The 19,349-nt window shown below is 64.0% G+C and carries 19 protein-coding genes; 9 read left to right on the top strand and 10 right to left on the bottom strand.

The annotated features are described in order from the left end of the window. Positions 1 to 687 (top strand): RlmE family RNA methyltransferase, encoded by a 687-nt coding sequence (locus I6F36_RS08940; RefSeq protein WP_225171300.1) that lies wholly within the window; start codon positions 1 to 3, stop codon positions 685 to 687. Between the two features lie 148 nt (positions 688 to 835). Here I6F36_RS08940 and I6F36_RS08935 read toward each other — a convergent pair whose 3' ends face one another. After that, positions 836 to 2,326: an MDR family MFS transporter gene (locus tag I6F36_RS08935; protein ID WP_225171299.1), complete on the bottom strand. Its 1,491-nt coding sequence runs from the start codon at positions 2,324 to 2,326 to the stop codon at positions 836 to 838. 453 nt (positions 2,327 to 2,779) lie between these two features. Between I6F36_RS08935 and guaB the strand changes: the two genes are divergently transcribed. Further along, positions 2,780 to 4,273, top strand: coding sequence for an IMP dehydrogenase (gene guaB / locus I6F36_RS08930; protein WP_109144053.1), 1,494 nt, complete (start codon positions 2,780 to 2,782; stop codon positions 4,271 to 4,273). Between the two features lie 129 nt (positions 4,274 to 4,402). Here guaB and I6F36_RS08925 read toward each other — a convergent pair whose 3' ends face one another. From I6F36_RS08925 to I6F36_RS08915, 3 genes are read right to left on the bottom strand one after another with little or no spacing between them, the layout of a single operon-like run. Beyond that, the gene (locus tag I6F36_RS08925) at positions 4,403 to 5,050 is read right to left on the bottom strand and encodes a hypothetical protein (protein ID WP_225171298.1); all 648 of its coding nucleotides are present in this window, start codon (positions 5,048 to 5,050) and stop codon (positions 4,403 to 4,405) included. A gap of 47 nt (positions 5,051 to 5,097) precedes the next feature. Further along, positions 5,098 to 5,919: an alpha/beta fold hydrolase gene (locus tag I6F36_RS08920; protein ID WP_225171297.1), complete on the bottom strand. Its 822-nt coding sequence runs from the start codon at positions 5,917 to 5,919 to the stop codon at positions 5,098 to 5,100. After that, the gene (locus I6F36_RS08915) at positions 5,916 to 6,686 is read right to left on the bottom strand and encodes an SDR family oxidoreductase (protein WP_225171296.1); all 771 of its coding nucleotides are present in this window, start codon (positions 6,684 to 6,686) and stop codon (positions 5,916 to 5,918) included. The genes I6F36_RS08920 and I6F36_RS08915 overlap by 4 nt, the downstream gene beginning before the upstream one ends. A 195-nt stretch (positions 6,687 to 6,881) precedes the next feature. Here I6F36_RS08915 and I6F36_RS08910 point away from each other — a divergent pair, with 195 nt between their 5' ends. The 3 genes from I6F36_RS08910 (at position 6,882) to I6F36_RS08900 (ending at position 10,208) form a co-directional block, all read left to right on the top strand. Beyond that, positions 6,882 to 8,447, top strand: coding sequence for a winged helix-turn-helix domain-containing tetratricopeptide repeat protein (locus tag I6F36_RS08910; protein ID WP_225171295.1), 1,566 nt, complete (start codon positions 6,882 to 6,884; stop codon positions 8,445 to 8,447). A 187-nt stretch (positions 8,448 to 8,634) separates the two neighbouring features. Then, positions 8,635 to 9,657, top strand: coding sequence for an NADP-dependent oxidoreductase (locus I6F36_RS08905; protein ID WP_036001009.1), 1,023 nt, complete (start codon positions 8,635 to 8,637; stop codon positions 9,655 to 9,657). A gap of 257 nt (positions 9,658 to 9,914) precedes the next feature. Beyond that, positions 9,915 to 10,208 carry a hypothetical protein gene (locus tag I6F36_RS08900; RefSeq protein WP_057028917.1) on the top strand — a complete coding sequence of 98 codons (294 nt, stop codon included), beginning with the start codon at positions 9,915 to 9,917 and terminating at the stop codon, positions 10,206 to 10,208. 174 nt (positions 10,209 to 10,382) lie between these two features. Here the strand turns inward: I6F36_RS08900 and I6F36_RS08895 are convergent, their stop codons facing one another. Further along, the gene (locus I6F36_RS08895) at positions 10,383 to 10,979 is read right to left on the bottom strand and encodes a phasin family protein (RefSeq protein ID WP_036001015.1); all 597 of its coding nucleotides are present in this window, start codon (positions 10,977 to 10,979) and stop codon (positions 10,383 to 10,385) included. Between the two features lie 230 nt (positions 10,980 to 11,209). Between I6F36_RS08895 and I6F36_RS08890 the strand changes: the two genes are divergently transcribed. Continuing rightward, a complete protein-coding gene (locus I6F36_RS08890) occupies positions 11,210 to 12,151 on the top strand; it encodes an alpha/beta fold hydrolase (protein ID WP_036022562.1) in 942 nt (313 codons plus the stop codon). Positions 12,152 to 12,169: 18 nt separating this feature from the next. On the opposite strand, the gene I6F36_RS08885 is transcribed toward I6F36_RS08890, so the two are convergent. From I6F36_RS08885 to I6F36_RS08875, 3 genes are all read right to left on the bottom strand, one after another. Beyond that, on the bottom strand, positions 12,170 to 12,700 hold the full coding sequence (locus I6F36_RS08885) for a DUF992 domain-containing protein (RefSeq protein WP_050995857.1): 531 nt from the start codon (positions 12,698 to 12,700) through the stop codon (positions 12,170 to 12,172). A 202-nt stretch (positions 12,701 to 12,902) separates the two neighbouring features. Next, positions 12,903 to 13,745, bottom strand: a complete 843-nt coding sequence (locus I6F36_RS08880) for a metallophosphoesterase (RefSeq protein ID WP_225171294.1) — start codon at positions 13,743 to 13,745, stop codon at positions 12,903 to 12,905. Between the two features lie 69 nt (positions 13,746 to 13,814). Next, positions 13,815 to 14,429 (bottom strand): acriflavin resistance protein, encoded by a 615-nt coding sequence (locus I6F36_RS08875; protein WP_225171293.1) that lies wholly within the window; start codon positions 14,427 to 14,429, stop codon positions 13,815 to 13,817. A 153-nt stretch (positions 14,430 to 14,582) separates the two neighbouring features. On the opposite strand from I6F36_RS08875, the gene I6F36_RS08870 reads away from it, so the two are divergent. Beyond that, entirely contained in the window at positions 14,583 to 15,005 is a 423-nt protein-coding gene (locus tag I6F36_RS08870; RefSeq protein ID WP_036000992.1) for an MAPEG family protein, read from the top strand. A 28-nt stretch (positions 15,006 to 15,033) separates the two neighbouring features. Beyond that, positions 15,034 to 16,335, top strand: a complete 1,302-nt coding sequence (locus I6F36_RS08865; RefSeq protein WP_225171292.1) for an RsmB/NOP family class I SAM-dependent RNA methyltransferase — start codon at positions 15,034 to 15,036, stop codon at positions 16,333 to 16,335. 207 nt (positions 16,336 to 16,542) lie between these two features. Here the strand turns inward: I6F36_RS08865 and I6F36_RS08860 are convergent, their stop codons facing one another. Then, positions 16,543 to 16,752, bottom strand: coding sequence for a cold-shock protein (locus tag I6F36_RS08860; RefSeq protein ID WP_008141931.1), 210 nt, complete (start codon positions 16,750 to 16,752; stop codon positions 16,543 to 16,545). Positions 16,753 to 17,015: 263 nt separating this feature from the next. Beyond that, positions 17,016 to 17,348 carry a DHCW motif cupin fold protein gene (locus I6F36_RS08855; protein ID WP_036000985.1) on the bottom strand — a complete coding sequence of 111 codons (333 nt, stop codon included), beginning with the start codon at positions 17,346 to 17,348 and terminating at the stop codon, positions 17,016 to 17,018. 262 nt (positions 17,349 to 17,610) lie between these two features. Here I6F36_RS08855 and guaA point away from each other — a divergent pair, with 262 nt between their 5' ends. After that, a complete protein-coding gene (guaA, locus tag I6F36_RS08850) occupies positions 17,611 to 19,209 on the top strand; it encodes a glutamine-hydrolyzing GMP synthase (RefSeq protein WP_225146622.1) in 1,599 nt (532 codons plus the stop codon). The last annotated feature ends 140 nt before the right edge of the window (positions 19,210 to 19,349 follow it).

The raw sequence follows: 19,349 nt of genomic DNA, 5'->3' as shown, positions 1-19,349 counted from the left end.
ATGGCCAAGGACACCACCGGCCGCTTGCACGTTCAGGTCAAGACCGGCGGCAAGCGCAAATTGTCGTCGAAGCTGTGGCTGGAGCGGCAGCTCAACGATCCCTATGTCGCCAAGGCCAAGGCGGCGGGCTATCGCTCGCGCGCCGCGTTCAAGCTCTTGGAGATTGACGACAAGTTCCGGCTCTTGAAGCCCGGCATGGCCGTGGTCGATCTCGGCGCGGCACCCGGCGGGTGGAGCCAGATCGCAGCAAAGCGCGTCGGATCATTGGAAGGCAAGGGCAAGGTCGTCGCGATCGATCTGTTGGAGGTGCCGGAGATTCCCGGGGTCGATTTCGCGCAGCTCGACTTCATGGACAACGACGCGCCCGAGAAGCTCACCGCGATGCTGGACGGCAAGGCCGACGTCGTGATGTCCGATATGGCCGCCAACACCACCGGCCACCGCAAGACCGACCAGCTCCGCATCGTCGGCCTGGTCGAGACCGCGGCCGCCTTTGCCTGCGACGTGCTCAAGCCGGGCGGCACGTTCCTGGCGAAAACGTTCCAGAGCGGCGCCGATGCCGAGCTGCTGGCCCAGCTCAAGCGCGACTTTGCAACGGTGCGTCACGTCAAGCCGGCGGCGAGCCGGCAGGATTCGTCCGAACGCTATGTGCTGGCGACGGGATTTCGCGGCGGGGGAGCGGCGTAGCCTCGCACTCCGTCATTCCGGGGCGCCTCGAAGAGGCGAGCCCGGAATCCATGTCTCGACGCGTTCCGCGGTGCGATGGATTCTCAGATGCGCAATTGCGCATCATAGTTCGATGCTGCGCATCGCCCCGGAATGACCGAGGAGGTATTCACCCCAGCCGCTGATCCCGCACGTCCTGCGTATCCTCGGATGCCGCCTTGACCGCGGCCTTCTCCGCACCCTTGCCGGCACCCTTGCGGCTCGCGATCTCCACCGCCTTGCGCCCCGAAATTTCGTGGCCGGCGTCCGCGGGCATCTGCCAGAAGAACCAGCTCGAGGCCGCCGAGGTCAGCGCCACCACGACGAAGGCGGGCGCGAACACCGTGGCGTTGAGCTCGCTGACATGGCTGAACCACATCGTCGTCTCGACACAGGCCGCGCCGACGGCGACGCCGGCCGAGATCGCGAGCTGCTGGTTGACGCTGACGAGGGTGGTGGCGCGGCTCATTTGCGCGGTCTCGACGTCGGCATAGGCGACCGTGTTGATCGCGGTGAACTGCAGCGAGCGAAAGAAGCCGCCGACCACCAGGATCACCATGATGATGAGCAGCGGCGTCGTCACCGTAAACAGCGCGCAGACGCCGAGGAAGAACGCGCTGATGATCGCGTTCACCGTCATCAAATTGCGGAAGCCGAACGTGCGGATGATCCGCGCAGCCAGCGTCTTCATGCCCATCGCCCCGAGCGAGGAGGCGAAGGTGACGAGGCCGGAATGGAACGGCGACAGGCCGAAGCCGATCTGCATCAGGAGCGGCAGCAGGAACGGTAGTGCGCCGATGCCGAGCCGGAACAGGAAGCCGCCGAACACGGCGGCGCGCAGCGTCGGCAGCTTCAGGAGCGAGAAGTCCAGCACCGGCGATCCGGTCCGCCGCGCATGGATGACGTAGAGCGTCATCGAGATCGCACCGCCCACGATCAACGCGGCGACGGTGCTCCACGGCAGCAGGTTGAGGCCGGCGACGGAAAGGCCGAAGGCGATGCCTGCGAGCCCCAGCCCAGAGAGCACCATGCCGTAGAGATCGAACGGCTCGCGTTCCTCGCTCTTGATCGGGTCGATGTACTTCAGCGCCATGAAGATCCCGAGCAGCCCGATCGGGATGTTGATCAGGAAGATCCAGTGCCAGGACGCATAGGTCGTGATGAAGCCGCCGAGCGGCGGGCCGATCACGGGACCGATCAGGGCAGGGACCGTCACCCAAGCCATGGCGTTGACCAGCGCGCTCTTATCGACCGAACGCAGCAGCACGAGGCGCCCGACCGGCGTCATCATGGCGCCGCCCATGCCTTGCAGGATGCGCGCGAACACGAAGTCGGTGACCGAGGTCGAGAGCGCGCAGCCGACCGAGCCGACCATGAACACGCCGACGGCGATCGCGAACACCATCCGCGCGCCAAACCGGTCGGCGGTCCAGCCGCTCGCCGGAATGAACACCGCGAGCGACAGCAGATAGGAGGTGATCGCGAGCTTCAGCGTCAGCGGGCTGGTGCCGATGTCGGCCGCGATCGCCGGCAGCGAGGTGGCGATCACGGTCGAATCCATGTTCTCCATAAAGAGAGCCGTGGCCACGATCAGCGGAATGACGCGTTGCTTGTCGACCATGAGGGCAATGAAATCGGAAGGAGGAGTGGAGTTGCGGCTTATCACCGCCGTCCGCCGCCGACCATTGCGGATCCATGCATGGCACCTAAATCCCGCGTAACAACGGTGTGACCGTCTTTCGTCATTCCGGGGCGCGCCCACTTGGCGCGAAGCCGGAATCCATCGGACCGCAGCATCCGCTGCGCGATGGATTCCGGGCTCGCGACTTCGTCGCGCCCCGGAATGACCGGTGGAGGGACGGCGTACCGAGCTCAATCCCGCTGAATCGGCCAAAAAACCCCTGTGCATGGCTGGCCAGCGGCCCGAATTGCTTTGATTCGTCACGCGGCCGTGCTATCGACCCGCGTCAACCCCACCGATGGGCTCCGATTCTCAAGGCGTTGCCGCAAGGGACGCCGAGGGCGGCGCTCATCCATTACCATTTGCGGCAGGGCCGCAGGAAGGAGTTGGCAGATGGCCACGGTGCAACTTCAGGGCATCCGCGAAGCCTTTACGTTCGACGACGTGCTGTTGAAGCCAGGCCTGTCCGACGTCATGCCGGGCGAGGTCGACATTCGCTCTCGCGTCACCCGCGCCATTCCGCTCAACATCCCGATCATGGCCTCGGCCATGGACACCGTCACCGAGGCCCGCATGGCGATCGCCATGGCGCAGGCCGGCGGCCTTGGCGTCATCCACCGCAATTTCGATCCCGAAGGGCAGGCCGCCCAGGTGCGGCAGGTCAAGCGCTACGAGTCCGGCATGGTGGTGAACCCGCTCACCATCAGCCCCGACGCCACGCTCGACGACGCGCTCAAGCTGATGAGCGATCACGGCATCTCCGGGATTCCCGTCGTCACCGGCGCCGGCAAGAACACGCCCGGCAAGCTGGTCGGCATCCTCACCAACCGCGACGTGCGCTTTGCCACCGACCGCCGGCAAAAAGTCTCCGAGCTGATGACCCGTGAAGGGCTTGTCACGGTCCGTGAGAATGTCAACCAGGATGAGGCGCGGCGGATGCTGCACCAGCACCGCATCGAGAAGCTGCTGGTGGTCGACGATCAATATCGCTGCGTCGGGCTCATCACCGTGAAGGACATGGAGAAGGCGGTTGCTCATCCGCTCGCCTGCAAGGACGGGCAGGGGCGTCTTCGCGTCGCTGCCGCCACCACGGTCGGCGATACCGGATTCGAGCGCACCGAGCGGCTGATCGATGCCGGCGTCGACCTTGTCGTCGTCGACACCGCGCACGGCCATTCCCGTCACGTGCTGCAGGCGGTGAACCGCATCAAGCGCCTGTCCAATTCGGTGCAGGTGGTCGCCGGCAACGTTGCCACCACGGAAGGCGCGCAGGCGCTGATCGATGCGGGCGCGGATTGCATCAAGGTCGGCATCGGCCCGGGCTCGATCTGCACCACGCGCATCGTCGCCGGCGTCGGCGTGCCCCAGCTCACCGCGATCATGGATGCGGTCGAAGCGGCGAAGAAGGCCGACATCCCCGTCATCGCCGATGGCGGCATCAAATTTTCCGGCGACCTTGCGAAAGCGCTCGCGGCCGGCGCCGACATCGCCATGGTCGGTTCGCTGCTCGCCGGCACCGACGAGACGCCCGGCGAAGTGTTTTTGTGGCAGGGCCGTTCCTACAAGGCCTATCGCGGCATGGGCTCGGTCGGCGCGATGGCGCGGGGATCGGCCGACCGCTACTTCCAGCAGGACATCAAGGACACGCTCAAGCTCGTGCCTGAGGGCATCGAGGGCCAGGTGCCCTACAAGGGCCCGGTCGGCAACGTCATGCATCAGCTCGCCGGCGGCTTGCGCGCCGCGATGGGCTATGTCGGCGCGCGCGACATGAAGGAGCTGCACGACAAGGCCCAGTTCGTCCGCATCACCGGCGCGGGCCTGCGCGAAAGCCACGTCCACGACGTCACCATCACGCGCGAGAGCCCGAACTATCCGGGCGGGGGTTAGGCGCTTCGCTCGCGCGCGCGTTTAACGCGCGATAAGATACAGCCGTGCTTGGTTCGACCGGAGCGGCCCGCGACCGGATTTCGGATAACCTTGTCGTCGCGGTCGCTCAGGTCGGGTTGAGATGCAATCCTACTCGGCGAATGGCGCTGCATCCACCAGATCAACCACCGAAGGCGCCCTGTATCCTTCGACAAAGCGCTCGCCGAAATCTCGGATGAAATTGTCGTAGCTTGTTTCCGGCCTGGTGCTTGCGATATGGCAGAAGCAGCGGCGGAATTGCCGCTTGATCTGCATTCGCGGGAATTCGGCGATGATCCGCGACACTTCGGCGGCGGGAATGACGTCGTATTGCAGCCCGATGACGTCGAAGCAGATGCCGGCTGTGGCGAGTGCAACCTCGCTCTCTTTGTAGAGAGCGATCGACGGGGTCGAGTTCAGCGCGACGCTGTCCCAGATCAGCTGGGCGCGGCGCCGGTCGAAGCCGCGCTCGGCGGCAAAGTGCCGCGCCAGGTCCGCGCCTTCGACCTCGAAGCGGCGCGGTCCGGCGAAGCTTTCATTCAGCGTGATGTCGTGCAGCAGGGTGCCGACCGCGAGCACCTCCTCATCGTGCACTACGTTCTGCAATTGTCCGAGCCTTGCCGCGAACAGCCACGAGCGGACGACGTGGTTGAACAGATACGGCGCGCAGTGCTGCCGCGCATGTTCGATTGCGGCATCGACTATGGGAGTGTCGGGAACGACGACGCCCGCGAGGGTGCGGTGGGCAGGTTTGTCCATGCTGCTGTCTTTCTCGTTGAGGTCTGCAATTCAGGTGAACGAGATCGCTAGCTCCGGATGAATTTCAGCAGCTCGGCGTTGATATGATCCTGATGGGTGGCCGTCAGGCCGTGCGGGGCTCCCGGGTAGTAGACGTCCTTGGCGCCCTTGATGAGCTTCGCCGATTTGCGCGCGGAGTCCTTGACCGGCACGATCTGGTCGTCTTCGCCGTGCAGGACCAGGGTCGGCACGTCGAACTTCTTCAGGTCCTCGGTGAAATCAGTTTCCGAGAAAGCTTTGACGCTCTCATAGGCATTCTTGGCGCCTGCCTGCATGCTCCACAGCCAGAACTGGTCGAGCGTGCCCGGCGAGACTTTTGCACCAGGTCGGTTTGCGCCGTAGAAGGCAATCGCCAGATCCTTGTAGTATTGCGACCGGTCGCCGGCGACGCCTGCACGAATGGCGTCGAACACCTCGATCGGAAGTCCCTCCGGGTTGGCTTCGGTCTTCAGCATGATCGGCGGCACCGCCGCGATCAGTACCGCCTTGGCGACGCGACCGGTACCATGGCGGCCGATATAGCGTGCGACCTCGCCACCGCCGGTGGAATGGCCGATCAGCGTGGCGTCGCGTAAATCAAGCGCTTCGATCACCGCGGCGAGATCGTCCGCATAGCCGTTCATGTCGTTGTGCTCCGAGGCCTGGCTGGAGCGACCATGACCGCGCCGGTCGTGCGCGACGACGCGAAAGCCGTGCTGGGCAAGGAACAGCATCTGGCCGTCCCAGGCGTCTGCATTCAGCGGCCAGCCGTGCGAGAAGGTCACGACAGGGCCTTGGCCCCAGTCCTTGTAATAGATCTCGGTGCCGTCCTTGGTGGTGATCGTGCTCATGGTTTTGCATCCTTTGGGGTGAGGAGTGGGTTGTGGAGCCAGTCGGCGAGCCGGGTCCGCCCGAGCTGTGGCTCGTCGCCCGGCGTCAGCGACTGATCGTTCAGGGTCAGGCCGAAATAGTCCGCGTGGATATCGGGGATCACTCGGCGTGTGTCGCCCCTGGCGGCCAGAACCTGCTGTGCAAAGTCATCGAGGCCACGCCTTTCGGGACCAGCGATCTCGATTATGCGGTTGCGAGGCGGACCAAGCGCCAATTCGGTCAGTGTGGCCGCGACGTCGTCGGCAGCGACGGGCTGGAGATGCGCGGGCGACAGCCGGATCACGTCGCCCTCAGCGCCGCCTGCGATGATCGCGTCGATGAATTCGAAGAACTGGGTCGCGCGCAGGATGGTGTATGGAAGGCTTGATGCTTGGATGAGCTCCTCTTGCACAAGCTTTGCGCGAAAATAGCCGCTCGTCTGCAGTCGGTCGGTACCCACCACCGACAGCGCGAGATGATGCTTCACCTCGGCGGCGGTTTCGGCCGCCAGCAGGTTGCGGCCCGAGGTCCGGAAGAAATCCATCGCGGTCTTGTCGTCGAAGGCCGGCGAGTTCGCGACGTCGATTACGACTTGTGCACCGTCGACTGCTTCGGCGAGGCCCTCGCGGGTCAACGTGTTGACGCCGGAGGAGGGCGAGGCCGCGACCACCTCGTGGCCTTTGGCCTGAAGCCTGCGCACCACATTGCTTCCGATCAGGCCGCTGCCGCCGATCACCACGATCTTCATTGTGCCCTCGCGTCTCGTTCGCTCCAGAGGCGGCAAGGATGCGCCGGAATCCGGCCCAAGACCTTGGTAGGGACGTGCAGCGCCCTTGGTTTTCGCTTGAAATCTGCTTGCAGTTTCGTCCAAACAGGGCGCAGCAGCCTCGGCTGGGGTGCGCCGAGAGCGGGATGCCGCTCGATTTCAATCAGGGTCTTTGTGGTGCGGTTCACCTTCGAAGCCTATGTCCTCGATGAGGACCGGCGGGAGTTGCGGCGGGACTCCGGGGCTGTCAGCCTCACGCCGCAGGCTTTCGATCTGCTGCTGTATCTGGTGCGCAACCGCGACCACGTCGTTAGCAAGAATGATCTGTTCGACACGGTCTGGGGCGGGCGGATCGTCTCGGAATCGACGCTGGCCAGCCACATCAACGCTGTGCGCAAGGCGCTGGAAGACAGTGGAGAGGGGCAGCGGCTGATTCGAACCGTTCCGCGCAAGGGGTTCCGCTTTGTCGGCGAGGTGCACGTAGCGGCCGATCAGCGCATCGCGATCGTGCCGTCGGCGGAGAAGCCGGTTGCCGCGCTCGACCTGCCCGACCGGCCCTCGATCGCTGTGCTGCCGTTTCTGAACCTGAGCGGGGACCCCGCTCAGGACTACTTCGCCGACGGCGTCGTCGAAGACATCATCTTCGGTCTGTCGCGAATCCGCTGGCTGTTCGTGATCGCCCGCAATTCCAGCTTCACGTACAAGGGCCGCGCGGTCGATGTGAAGCAGATCGGCCGCGAACTGGGCGTACGCTACGTGCTGGAAGGCAGCGTGCGCCGCTCCGCTGGCCGCGTGCGCATCACCGGACAATTGATCGACGCCTCCACCGGCGCTCATCTGTGGGCTGAGCGGTTCGAGAGCGCGATGGACGACATCTTCGAGCTGCAGGACCAGATCACCGCCAGCGTCGTCGGCGCGATTGCGCCGCAGCTCGAGCTCGCCGAAATCGAACGCGCCAAGCGCAAGCCGACCGAAAGCCTCGATGCCTACGACTATTATCTCCGCGGGCTGGCGCAATTCCACACCGCGACCCGCGACGGAATCGATGCGGCGTTGCCACTGTTCTACGGGGCGATCGATCGCGATCCGGACTTTGCTGCGGCTTATGGCATGGCGGCGTGGTGCTTCTACTGGCGCAAGATGAATCGCTGGCTCACAGACCGCGCCGCCGATGGCGCCGAGGCGGCGCGGTTGTGCCAGCGCGCGGTGACGCTGAACAAGAACGACGCAGTTGCATTGTGCCGTGGCGGCCACGCATGGCCCCATTTCGGCGGCGATCTGGACACCTGCGTCGCCCATGTAGACCGCGCGCTGGTGCTCAATCCGAATTCGTCGACGATCTGGTATCTCGGCGGGTATCAACGAATCTCGATGGGCGAACACGACAGCGCGATCGACTATTTCAGTCGCGCCATGCGGCTCAGCCCGCTCGACCCCGAGATATTTCAGATGCAGACCGGGATCGCGATGGGACATCTGTATTGCCGCCGCTTCGACGAGGCGGTGGCGTCACTGCAGCGGGCGTCGCGGCAGATGCCGAACGTCCTGCGGGTGGCCGCCTTCATGGCGGCGAGCCATGCGCTGGCCGGGCGGATGGACGACGCCCGAGAAGCGATGGCCCACGTTCGCAGGCTGGATCCGACTTTACGGGTTGGCGTTTTGGACGATTGGCTGCTCGTCCGCCGCCCGCAGGATTTCGCGCTCGCCTCGGAGGGCATGCGGATGGCCGGGCTACCCGAATGAAGGACGCTGTCTCGGCACAAAATGCTGGAAACGGCGACAACGGATCTGAACAGGCTTGATCGGCGATAGGCCTTGAATCGACGCTGACGCGCCCTCGGCTCCGAGGGGCCAACCGCTCACCGCTTTTGTGTTGACGCGCCTCGCTGCCTCCGCTTCCGTCCGTATCGAAAGACAAAAGGAGGAAGCCATGGCCCAAGCCAAACGCATCGTTCTCGCCGCGCGTCCCGTCGGCGAACCCAAGCCGTCTGATTTTCGCCTGGAGGAATTCGCCGTTCCGACGCCAGGGCAGGGCGAAGTCCTGCTGCGCACGATCTGGCTGTCGCTCGATCCCTATATGCGCGGGCGCATGAGCGAAGGGCCGTCCTACGCAGCTCCGGTGCCGGTCGGCGGCGTGATGGAAGGCGAGGCGGTCAGCGAGGTCGCGGCCTCCAACAATCCCGATTTCGCGGTCGGTGATATCGTGCGCATCCGCTCGGGCTGGCAGACCCATGCGATCTCGAACGGCAAGGGCCTGATTAAGGTGGACCCCAAGCTCGGGCCGATCTCGACCTCGATCGGCGTGCTCGGCATGCCCGGCATGACCGCCTATACCGGCCTGCTCGACATCGGCAAGCCGCAACCGGGCGAGACTGTCGTCGTTGCCGGTGCGTCCGGCGCGGTCGGTTCGGCGGTGGGGCAGATCGCGAAGATCAAGGGCGCACGCGCGGTCGGCATCGCCGGCGGCAAGGACAAGTGCGACTACGTCGTGAAGGAGCTCGGTTTCGATGCCTGCATCGATCACCGCGATCCCGATCTCGCCGCCAAGCTGAAGGAAGCCTGCCCAAAGGGCATCGACGTCTATTTCGAGAATGTCGGCGGTGCGGTGTTCGAGGCGGTGTTCCCGCTGCTCAACCCGTTTGCGCGCGTGCCGGTGTGCGGCCTGATCGCCCATTACAACGACACCGAGGCCAAGCCGCCGAAATGGGCCGCCAGCCTGATGCGCGCCACGCTGACCAAGCGGCTGACCTTCCGCGGCTTCATCGTCTCAGACTTTGCCGCCCGCCACGGCGACTTCCTGCGCGACATGTCCGCTTGGGTTCGCGACGGCAAGGTCAAGTACAAGGAGTTCGTCACCGAGGGCCTGGAAAGCGCCCCCGGCGCCTTCATGGGCCTGCTGAAGGGCGCCAATTTCGGCAAACAGTTGGTCCGGGTCGGGCCGGACAAGGCCTAGGCATGATCCGGAAAAGTGCGAAGCGGTTTTCCGGAAAGATCATGCCCAAACAACAACCTAAAGCGCGAGCGCATTGATCGCGCTTTAGGCGACAGGGAATGGGACTCACGTGGCCCCGCGGCCACACGCCGCGTGGGGATAGTTAAGAAAGAGTCACCAAATGGTCACACCTGCCCGCAAAAGCCGCGGGTGTGACCGCCTGTTCATTGACGGCCGGACGAAGGCATTGAATCATCGCGCATATTTTAGGTGCTGCGATGTTAGAGATTGGTATTTTCTGCGTCATCCTCCTGGCCGTCGGCTATTGGGCGACCATGTTCATCATGGGCCGTCGCGACGACGTCATCCATGGCAAGTTCGTTCACGCCGAGGACGAGGGCGAATTCGCCCCGGCCGCAATGCCTGCGCCTCCGCCATTCCCGAAGCGTCCCGTGAAAGCTGCGCAGCGCCCCGCTGCTCAGCCAGCCGGCACCGAGGCCAAGCCGGTGAACAGCGCTGCGCTGCAATCGCTGCTCGCCGCGATCCAGCAGGATCTCAAAAGCGTGGCTTGAGTCTTTCGCGAGGCCGCAACACAAGAGCGGCTGAGGTTCAGCCGCACATGTGCGCCATGGCTGTGACAGTGCGCTACAGCATGATTCGGAAAAGTGGGTGGCGGTTTTCCGAAAAGCTCATGCTCAAACAGTAACCCAAAGCGCGATGACGATTCATCTTAATCGCGTCGCGCTTTAGGCGGCGTGCCGCATGCGTTCGATACTCTGAGTAATATGGTTTCCTGCATCGTCAGCCACCTTCAAAGACATGTCCGCCATCCGGCGGCTGGTATCGAGGGCGCTTCTGATCGAATCGCGCATCAGATCGGTCTGCACAGCCGCCAAATCCTGCGGAGTTCGGCAGCGCCAGAGTTCATTCATACGGTCCATGGTCCTCTCGATCTGCTGTCGAACGAAATCGAAGTACTCGCGTGAGACGCCGTTCATTCCTTTGACGACCGCGGTTGTAGAGTACATGATTGCTTCAGCGTTGCGGACCGATCGTTCTGTTGCCTGCTCCGTTTCATTGCCCGTCACACCGAACGTGCGACCAAGCTGATCAGCAGACCGGCCCAACATTACAGTGGCCATGTCGACGCCGAAGCGCCAACTGTTTTGCAACATCTCGGCATTCTGTTGCAGCAGGTGACTGCTGGCTTGGGCCACCTCCTCGCTGGCCTCAGCGGTAGCTAAGCCGATCCGTCTGGTTTGCTCAGCGGTCCTTTCGGCGGCGCGGCGCATTGTGTCCTCAGGGCTTTGCGTAGACTTTTCCTCCTGGCGTGGATTAGCCATCTGTTGCTCCTTGGTTATTGTTGGTGACGTCGGATCCTCTCCGTCACAGGTGCGATCCTTAGCGGCCAACGTGGGCATTTCTGGACCGTTCCGGGGCACGTGATTTTTAATCAATCCTCCGCGATCGCGCGCAGGAACGAGCGCTTCAACTTCCAATTACTCCATGGATTGGTTCACTTGCTTGGCACCGCGGGTCTCATGTTCATACCCTCGATCATCAAGGGTCAGTAATGACCACCGCTGAAACCGTGTTGCTCATCGCTGCCTTGTTATTGGCGCTTCTCGTCGTCGGTAACATCGGCTTCTCCAAACTGGCCGAGTGGAGGAATCCACCAATCGGCAAGTTCCTCGAATGCGACGGCGTAGTGCTCCACTATGTCGATCGAGGGGATCCGGCCGCTCCTTGCGTCGTGCTGCTCCATGGCAACGGATCCATGATCCAGGACTTCACGATCAGCGGTCTGGTCGATCTTCTTGCCCGCACCAATCGCGTGGTGTGCTTCGATCGCCCAGGCTTTGGCTATAGTCAGCGGCCGCGGCTCCGAATATGGACCGCGGCAGCTCAAGCCGCTCTGCTGGCGAAGGCGCTCAATCAACTTGGAATCCGCAATCCGGTTGTGCTCGGCCATTCTTGGGGCGCCTTGGTCGCTATCGCTCTCGCCGTGCGAAAGGATTATCCGACCCAGGGTCTTGTGCTTGCGTCAGGGTACTATTTCCCGACCGGCCGATTGGACGTGTGGCTGATGTCAGGTCCAGCCATACCGGTCCTGGGCGACCTGGTCAGTTACACTGTCGCGCCGATCGTTTCGTGGGCCGTCCTGCCAGGAGCTCTTCGCAAGATCTTTGCGCCCCGTTCTGTCCCGCAGACGTTCAGGAATGAATTTCCAGCGTCTTTGGTGCTCAGACCCACACAGTTGAGGGCGGCTGCGGAGGAAAGTGCACTCCTCATTCCAACTGCAACACAATTCCAAGCTTATTATCCAGCCATCGGCGAGCGAGTGCAGATATTCCACGGAACAGAGGACCAAGTGATCGAATTCAGACAAGCGCAGGATTTACATCAAGCACTGCCTCGGTCCGATCTTCACCTTGTTCCAAATGCCGGGCATATGGTCACGTACGCAGACCCCGCCGCCATCGTGGAGGTCGTCAACTCAATGACGAACTCCTGAGATCGGCAGCGACGGCCGTCACTGGGCCTTGCCGCGTGCAGGCGCAGCAACCGGCCGCAATTCCATTCTTGATATGCCTGCTGCGACGTTCACACCTGTCTGCGCCTGGACGGACACCGGCTGCAAGGCAATCGTACGATCCGAGCCGCCCACCAGGAGGTTGGCACCAACTCCGGCGCCGACAGTGCCGCCGGCGGTCGCGCCCGCATAAGTTCCGGCCAAGGCTGCCCGGCGAACTGTCGTTGGCGCAAACACGGTCCAAACGAGCTGACCGCCGGACGTGGCTCCTATGTCCAGACCAAGCGTGCTGACGGTGCCTTCGTAAGCCTCGCGCGCCCTGCCTCGTGCCGATGCATAGATGCAGCTCAGCTGCCGTTGTCCCGCAACAATCATGCCGACTCCGGGCGATATGTTGCACGTGAGTGTGCCGACTCTCGAGCGCCCAGCCTCCTGCGCCGTTGCCGGAACCATCGTGAGGACGAGTGCCAAGGCCGCGCAAGCCGTGGCCAAATTGGTCAGCCTCGCTTCATTCAGCGTTGTCCTGGTCATGGGGCCTCCATCGACGTAGTCTGATCGTCCTTCAATGCGCGCGGAGCCAGCGATGTTCCTGTTGGTCGCAAGCCGAAGCTCCAGAACCACGAGACAGGCCTCGCTTACGGGGTCGGGATGTGGAGCACGCGTGTCCGGCTCTGCGCTAGGTGTTGAGTGACAGGCGGACATCAAGCGCGCCTACTGCACGCAGCCGATTTTATCAGTGCCCGTCGCCCATCTGGATGAGCAGCTCCTCGATATCGACATCGACCTGGCCGGCCGCCCTGATGTGGCGGACCTCGAGACTGTCGGCCTGGAAGCGGTATTCGACCAGGCCGACTTCCTTGATCGCGATCCGGTCCTGGCGCTGATCGTTGATGACGAAGCCCGCTGACGGCGCCCAGACGTGGCGGGTGTGGCGGAAGGTGAAGTCGCGGCGCTGGTGCACGTGCCCGCTGGCGATGAGACGCAGGTCGACCTTGCCGAACATCTCGATCAGCCGCGCCCGCGCCGGCTGCGGCACGTAGCGGATCGACGTCTCCGGCGTCTCGGCGTCGTCGGGCAGGTTGAGGAACAGCGGCTTGTGCAGGAACAGCGCGACCGGCCTGCCGTTCACGCGCGAGATTTCCTGAGACAGCCAGTCGAGCTGCTCGGCCTCGAAGGCGAGGCCCGAATTCATCACCAGCGAATTGAGGCCGATGAAGCGCCAGCCCGCGGCGTCAAACACCCAATGATCTTCGCCGATGATGTCGCAGAACCGCTGGCGGTGCGTCTCGCTGACCGGCGGCTTCGGCGCCGGCCCGATCGCGGTCGGATTGTCCCCGATATCGTGATTGCCGGGGAGATAGCGGCAGGTGACCGGCAGCGCGTCGTGCAGGCTCTTTGCGAATTCGACGTCGTCGCGGCTGGTCGGCCCGTCGAACGAGACATCGCCGGTGTTGACGACGAGATCGGGCCTACCGGCGTCGATGTGCTCGCTGATCGCCGCGAAGTTGGCGATCAGGCCGGGAAAGCGCCGGCCGAGATGGGTGTCGGAAATCTGCGTGAGACGAAATTCGGACATGCGATCATCCTACCCGTCGCCGCGCGTCGGAACGATGACGGCGCGGGTATGGATCGCAGCGAACAAAGTTTAAAGCACGCGGTAGCGGATGGTGTAGCCGTCCTGCGGGGCGACGGCTCCGGCGTGCGGGGCGGCAATGCGGTCGGCGAGGTGCCAGGGGCCGAACTGGCCGGAGCGATGCGGCTCGGCCGGCAGACGGAGGCGGAACTCGAAGACGCCCTTGCCTGAGAGGTTCACGACCAGAACGCGATCGGCCGTGCGGTGGTTGAGCACCACTGCGCCGCGCAGCACGGCCCGGCCGTCCGAGAGGTCACGCACGCCATCCACCAGCGCCAATGTCTGGTTGCGGTCGGTGTGCAGCTCGATCTGGCTGTCGCCCACCGCCGCCAGCATCTCCCGGGGCATGCGGATCTCGAACTCGACGGCGGGCTTGGAGGGGTTGAGACCGAGATAGGCGAGCGCCGCGTGACGCATGTCGTAGGCGGCAAAGGCGAACAGCGCGAGCGCGGCCAAGGTCGCCAGGCCATGCCTGATGACGTCGCGCCAGGTCCTGTAACTCAGGCGGAAGTAGACCGTCATGGCCAACGCGACCGCGAGCGCTGCCGCGGTCCCCGACAGTGCCGACATCAGGAGGCCGAGCTGGCCCGCGGCGGCTTCGCTGAACAAGCTGGACAAGGAATTCATGGCTGGCTCGCCTCGGGGCCCAAGGGGCCGAAATCGCTTCAACAATCTGGGGTTGGTCGGGGAAGCGGGAATGCCGGTTCAAGTCGTTCATTGTCAGCGCCAAAAGTCGCGGCTAATGACGTCGGCGGCATTTCGCCTCCCGGGAAAGTTCCGATGTCCGTTCAAATGGTCCTGCTGCCGGTCTTCGTGCAGGTCGCTCTCACCTTCGCGCTGCTGATCGGCATGGTCCTGGCGCGCCGCAAGACCCTGGTCTCCGGCGAGACCAAGATCCGCGACATTGCGCTCGGCGAGCCAAACTGGCCGAAGGGCGCCACACAAATCGCCAATTGCTACCGCAACCAGTTCGAGCTGCCGGTGCTGTTTTACGTACTGATCGCGCTGGCATTGCCCTTGCGCCGCGCCGATCTCTTCATCGTGCTGATGTCCTGGGTGTTCGTGGTGACGCGCTTTGCCCATGCCGGCGTGTTCGTTTCCTCCAACGATCTCGGCCGCCGCTCCACGGTCTGGCTCGCCGGCGTGCTGGTGCTGCTCGCGATGTGGATTTACTTCGCGCTGAAGCTTTTGCTGCTGATCTAGGCGCTGCGCACCACTTGAAAGAACCCAAATGACCCCCGCTGCCCGGCTGTCCGCAGCCATCGAACTGATCGACACCATCGAGAGGGACCGCGTGCCCGCGGCGAAGGCGCTGAAGGAGTGGGGCACCGCGCACCGCTTCGCCGGTTCCGGCGACCGCGCGGCCATCGCCGGCCTCGTCTGGGATGTGCTGCGCCGCTACGCCTCGAGCGCCTGGCTGATGGATTCCGATACCGCACGGGCCCGGCTGATCGGCATGCTCCGCCTCGAGCGCAACATGGACACGGCGACCATGGGCGCCTTGTTCGACGGCAGCCGCTTTGCGCCGGCGCCGCTGACCGAGGCCGAGCAGGCTGCGCTCGCCTCGCGCTCCCTCCAGGACGCACCTGCCGCCGTCGCCGGCGACTACCCGGAATGGCTCGACCCGCACCTTGCCAAGGTGTTCGGCGAGGATCGCGCCGTGGAGGCGGCCGCGATGGCGAGCCGGGCGCCGCTGGACCTGCGCGTCAACACGCTAAAATCCAACCGCGACAAGGCGCTGAAGGCGCTTTCTCATCTTCATGCAAAACCGACGCCCTGGTCCGCAACCGGCCTGCGCATCGAGCTTTCGGCCGATGCGCGCAACCCCGGCATCCAGGCGGAAGAGGATTTCATCAAGGGCGCGATTGAAGTGCAGGATGAGGGATCGCAGCTTGCGGCCCAGTTTACAGCGGCAAAACCCGGCGAGCAGGTGATCGATCTCTGCGCCGGCGCCGGCGGCAAGACGCTGGTGCTGGCCGCCCTGATGCAGGGCAAGGGCCGGCTGATCGCGACCGACCGCGACAAGCGCCAGCTCGCGCCGATCCATGAGCGGCTGTCGCGCGCCGGCGTCCACAACGCCGAAATCCGCACGCCCAAGGGCGAGGCCGATTCGCTTGCCGACATCCGCAGCACCGCCGACCTCGTCGTGATCGACGCGCCCTGCACCGGAACCGGCACCTGGCGCCGCAACCCCGATGCCAAATGGCGGATGCGCCCCGGTGCGCTGGAGATCCGCCTGCGTGACCAGGCCGAGGTGCTGGAGCGCGCGGTTCCGCTGGTCAAGCCGGGCGGCCGCATCGCCTACATCACCTGCTCGGTGCTGGCGGAGGAGAACGGCGAGCAGGTGAGGGCGTTCGTCGGCCGACATGGCGAGTTCTCGGTTGTCCCGCCCGAGCAGACCGCAAGCGTGCTCTGGGACAAGGCGGAAGCCTTTGGCGAGGCTGCGCTGCAGTCAGCCGAGGGCTGGCTGATGACGCCGCGCCGGACCGGGACGGATGGGTTTTTCGTGTCGGTGCTGAAAAAGACGGGCTGATCTCTCGGCCGTCATTCCGGGGCTCGCGAAGCGAGAACCCGGAATCCATCCGCCTGCAGAGACTGCCGCCCGATGGATTCCGGGTTCGCCCTGCGGGCGCCCCGGAATGACATCAAAAACAAAAGCCCCGCAGACCGATCCCGGTCGCGGGGCTTTCGAGTTCCAACGTTCTGCCGGTACGTCCGCGGTCAGAACGGTGCGAGGGCGTTAACCGACGCGGAGATTGTCAGCCGACGACTTGCCGCTGCGGCGGTCGGCGACGATGTCGAACGAGACCTTCTGACCCTCGTTGAGGGAGGAGAGGCCAGCGCGCTCGACGGCGCTGATGTGAACGAACACGTCCTTCTGGCCGTCATCCGGCTGGATGAAACCATAACCCTTTTGGGTGTTGAACCACTTCACGGTGCCCATAGCCATGGGAATTTCCTTGTTTAGTTAGAGAGGTACGCACGCAGACCGGTACGCAGCATTGCGCCCATAGTCCCTGATGAGTCGATGTTTGGAGAATTCATCTGAAGCGTGCGCGCCCGTCAGCAACGAAGCGAAGCGGCCCAGTCGTTCGGCCAAGTATCGATGATCACAATATAGCGAGAATTTGGGGCCACTTCAAGGCACCACCCGTGGCCCGAAACGTCCCGCCACTTTGCTATTTCGCGGTGCAAATTAACCGTCGGCGCGCTTCAGTCGACGATGAAGAGCGTCGCCCCCGTCGTCGTCGAGGACCGGTGCGCGGCGTCGCCGAAGTCCGATACCTGGTAGCTCATCCCCGCCGTGAGCTTGAATTTGCGCCCGTCGCGCAACTCAGAGTCGAGCTCGCCCTTCAGCACATAGAGCACGTGGCCGCGATCGCACCAGTGATCGGCGAGATAGCCCGGCGAGTACTCCACCATCCGCACGCGGAGTTCGCCGATGTTGAGCGTGCGCCATGTGGCCTCGCCGCTCTCGCCGGGATGCGTGGTCGGCTCAACCTTGCTCCAGTCGGTGACGGTGAAGGGGGAGGTGGGGAGTTTCATGGGGCGATCCTGTCTCGGAGCCGGCGCCGCTTTTGTTAGCGCACGCTGTTGCCTCCGTCATTGCGGGCGCGAGGCGTTGATCGTCGCCCCGATGTGGCCGCTTTTTCTTGGAGCGCTCGTTAGCGTTGCGACGACGTTTGCGTTGACGAACAAATTAGGTAAATATTACTTACCTAAGCGCCTCGTGTCCATGCCCAAAGAAGCATGTGGGCGCGCCACCACCGCGGTTGCGGCCCGCGCTCGGCCAGCGTATTGGCTGGCCATGACAGCAGCACAGAACGACCGCTCCTCGTCGACGCCCTCGGTGGCCTCGGCGCACGACAAGATTCTCATCGTCGACTTCGGCAGCCAGGTGACGCAGCTGATCGCGCGTCGCGTGCGCGAGGACGGCGTCTATTGCGAGATCGTCCCGTTCAACAAGGCGGAAGCCGCCTTCGAGGAGATGAAGCCGAAAGCGGTGATCCTGTCCGGCGGCCCGGAATCGGTGCACGAGGCCGGCTCGCCCCGCGCCCCGCAACTCATCTTCGATTCCGGCGTGCCGGTGATGGGCATCTGCTACGGCCAGATGACCATGGCGGCCCAGTTAGGGGGCGAGGTCGAGGGCGGCCATCACCGCGAATTCGGCCGCGCCGATGTCGAGGTGAAGGCCGAGAGCCAGCTGTTCGCCGATGTCTGGTCGTCAGGCAGCAAGAACCAGGTCTGGATGAGCCATGGCGACCGCATCACCAGGATGCCGCCAGGCTTCTCCGTCGCCGGCACCTCGCCGAACGCGCCCTTCGCAATCATCCAGGATGAGAAGCGCAAATATTACGGCCTGATGTTCCACCCCGAGGTGGTGCACACGCCCGACGGCGCCAAGCTCATCCGCAATTTCGTGCGCAAGATCGCCGGCCTCACCGGCGACTGGACCATGCGCGCCTTCCGCGAGGAGGAGATTGCAAAGATCCGCCAGCAGGTCGGCAAGGGCAGGGTGATCTGCGGCCTCTCCGGCGGCGTCGATTCGGCCGTTGCGGCCGTGCTGATCCACGAGGCCATTGGCGACCAGCTGACGTGTGTGTTCGTCGATCACGGCTTGATGCGCCTCAACGAGGCCGAGCAGGTCGTCGACCTCTTCCGCCACCATTACAACATCCCGCTCGTGCACGTGGACGCCTCCAAGCAATTCCTCGGCGAGTTAGAGGGCGTCACCGACCCCGAAGCCAAGCGCAAGACCATCGGCCGCCTCTTCATCGAGGTGTTCGAGGCTGAGGCCAAGAAGATCGGCGGCGCCGATTTCCTGGCGCAAGGCACGCTCTATCCTGATGTGATCGAGAGCGTCTCCTTCACCGGCGGACCTTCCGTCACCATCAAGTCGCACCACAATGTTGGCGGCCTGCCCGAACGCATGAACATGATGCTCGTCGAGCCCCTGCGCGAGCTGTTCAAGGACGAGGTGCGCAAGCTCGGGCGCGAGCTCGGCCTCCCCGAAATCTTCGTCGGCCGCCACCCGTTCCCGGGTCCGGGCCTTGCCATCCGCTGCCCCGGCGAGATCACCAGGGACAAGCTCGACATCCTGCGCAAGGCGGACGCCGTCTACATCGACCAGATCAGGAAGCACGGCCTCTACGACGAGATCTGGCAGGCTTTTGCGGTGCTGCTCCCGGTAAAGACCGTCGGCGTCATGGGCGACGGCCGCACTTACGATTACGTCGTTGGCCTGCGCGCGGTGACCTCGACCGACGGAATGACCGCGGACTTCTACCAGTTCGACATGAAGTTCTTAGGGGAGACCGCGACGCGCATCATCAACGAGGTGAAGGGCGTGAACCGCGTGGTGTATGATGTGACCAGCAAGCCGCCGGGGACGATCGAGTGGGAGTGATCTGGTTGGTTGGCACGGCCCGGAACCAGAAAGGTGAAACCCTGGAACGCCCGCAGAGATGCGGGCTTCTTCGTTTTCAAGCTGGTGCTTGCGAGCGCCGGCAAGACTCGCGTCGCTGGCACAGGGTCCATCTTTGCCAA

The organism is Bradyrhizobium sp. BRP19 (assembly GCF_020194195.1).
In the GTDB taxonomy this organism is placed as follows: Bacteria; Pseudomonadota; Alphaproteobacteria; order Rhizobiales; family Xanthobacteraceae; genus Bradyrhizobium; species Bradyrhizobium yuanmingense.
This window is presented reverse-complemented; position numbering and strand designations above follow the sequence as displayed.

What these genes read in the sequence shown, in the direction of transcription:
- I6F36_RS08940 (WP_225171300.1), top strand. Translation starts at nt 1, where the DNA reads ATGGCCAAGGACACCACCGGCCGCTTGCACGTTCAGGTCAAGACCGGC.
- I6F36_RS08935 (WP_225171299.1), bottom strand. Translation starts at nt 2,326, where the DNA reads ATGGTCGACAAGCAACGCGTCATTCCGCTGATCGTGGCCACGGCTCTC.
- guaB (WP_109144053.1), top strand. Translation starts at nt 2,780, where the DNA reads ATGGCCACGGTGCAACTTCAGGGCATCCGCGAAGCCTTTACGTTCGAC.
- I6F36_RS08925 (WP_225171298.1), bottom strand. Translation starts at nt 5,050, where the DNA reads ATGGACAAACCTGCCCACCGCACCCTCGCGGGCGTCGTCGTTCCCGAC.
- I6F36_RS08920 (WP_225171297.1), bottom strand. Translation starts at nt 5,919, where the DNA reads ATGAGCACGATCACCACCAAGGACGGCACCGAGATCTATTACAAGGAC.
- I6F36_RS08915 (WP_225171296.1), bottom strand. Translation starts at nt 6,686, where the DNA reads ATGAAGATCGTGGTGATCGGCGGCAGCGGCCTGATCGGAAGCAATGTG.
- I6F36_RS08905 (WP_036001009.1), top strand. Translation starts at nt 8,635, where the DNA reads ATGGCCCAAGCCAAACGCATCGTTCTCGCCGCGCGTCCCGTCGGCGAA.
- I6F36_RS08900 (WP_057028917.1), top strand. Translation starts at nt 9,915, where the DNA reads ATGTTAGAGATTGGTATTTTCTGCGTCATCCTCCTGGCCGTCGGCTAT.
- I6F36_RS08895 (WP_036001015.1), bottom strand. Translation starts at nt 10,979, where the DNA reads ATGGCTAATCCACGCCAGGAGGAAAAGTCTACGCAAAGCCCTGAGGAC.
- I6F36_RS08890 (WP_036022562.1), top strand. Translation starts at nt 11,210, where the DNA reads ATGACCACCGCTGAAACCGTGTTGCTCATCGCTGCCTTGTTATTGGCG.
- I6F36_RS08885 (WP_050995857.1), bottom strand. Translation starts at nt 12,700, where the DNA reads ATGACCAGGACAACGCTGAATGAAGCGAGGCTGACCAATTTGGCCACG.
- I6F36_RS08880 (WP_225171294.1), bottom strand. Translation starts at nt 13,745, where the DNA reads ATGTCCGAATTTCGTCTCACGCAGATTTCCGACACCCATCTCGGCCGG.
- I6F36_RS08875 (WP_225171293.1), bottom strand. Translation starts at nt 14,429, where the DNA reads ATGAATTCCTTGTCCAGCTTGTTCAGCGAAGCCGCCGCGGGCCAGCTC.
- I6F36_RS08870 (WP_036000992.1), top strand. Translation starts at nt 14,583, where the DNA reads ATGTCCGTTCAAATGGTCCTGCTGCCGGTCTTCGTGCAGGTCGCTCTC.
- I6F36_RS08865 (WP_225171292.1), top strand. Translation starts at nt 15,034, where the DNA reads ATGACCCCCGCTGCCCGGCTGTCCGCAGCCATCGAACTGATCGACACC.
- I6F36_RS08860 (WP_008141931.1), bottom strand. Translation starts at nt 16,752, where the DNA reads ATGGCTATGGGCACCGTGAAGTGGTTCAACACCCAAAAGGGTTATGGT.
- I6F36_RS08855 (WP_036000985.1), bottom strand. Translation starts at nt 17,348, where the DNA reads ATGAAACTCCCCACCTCCCCCTTCACCGTCACCGACTGGAGCAAGGTT.
- guaA (WP_225146622.1), top strand. Translation starts at nt 17,611, where the DNA reads ATGACAGCAGCACAGAACGACCGCTCCTCGTCGACGCCCTCGGTGGCC.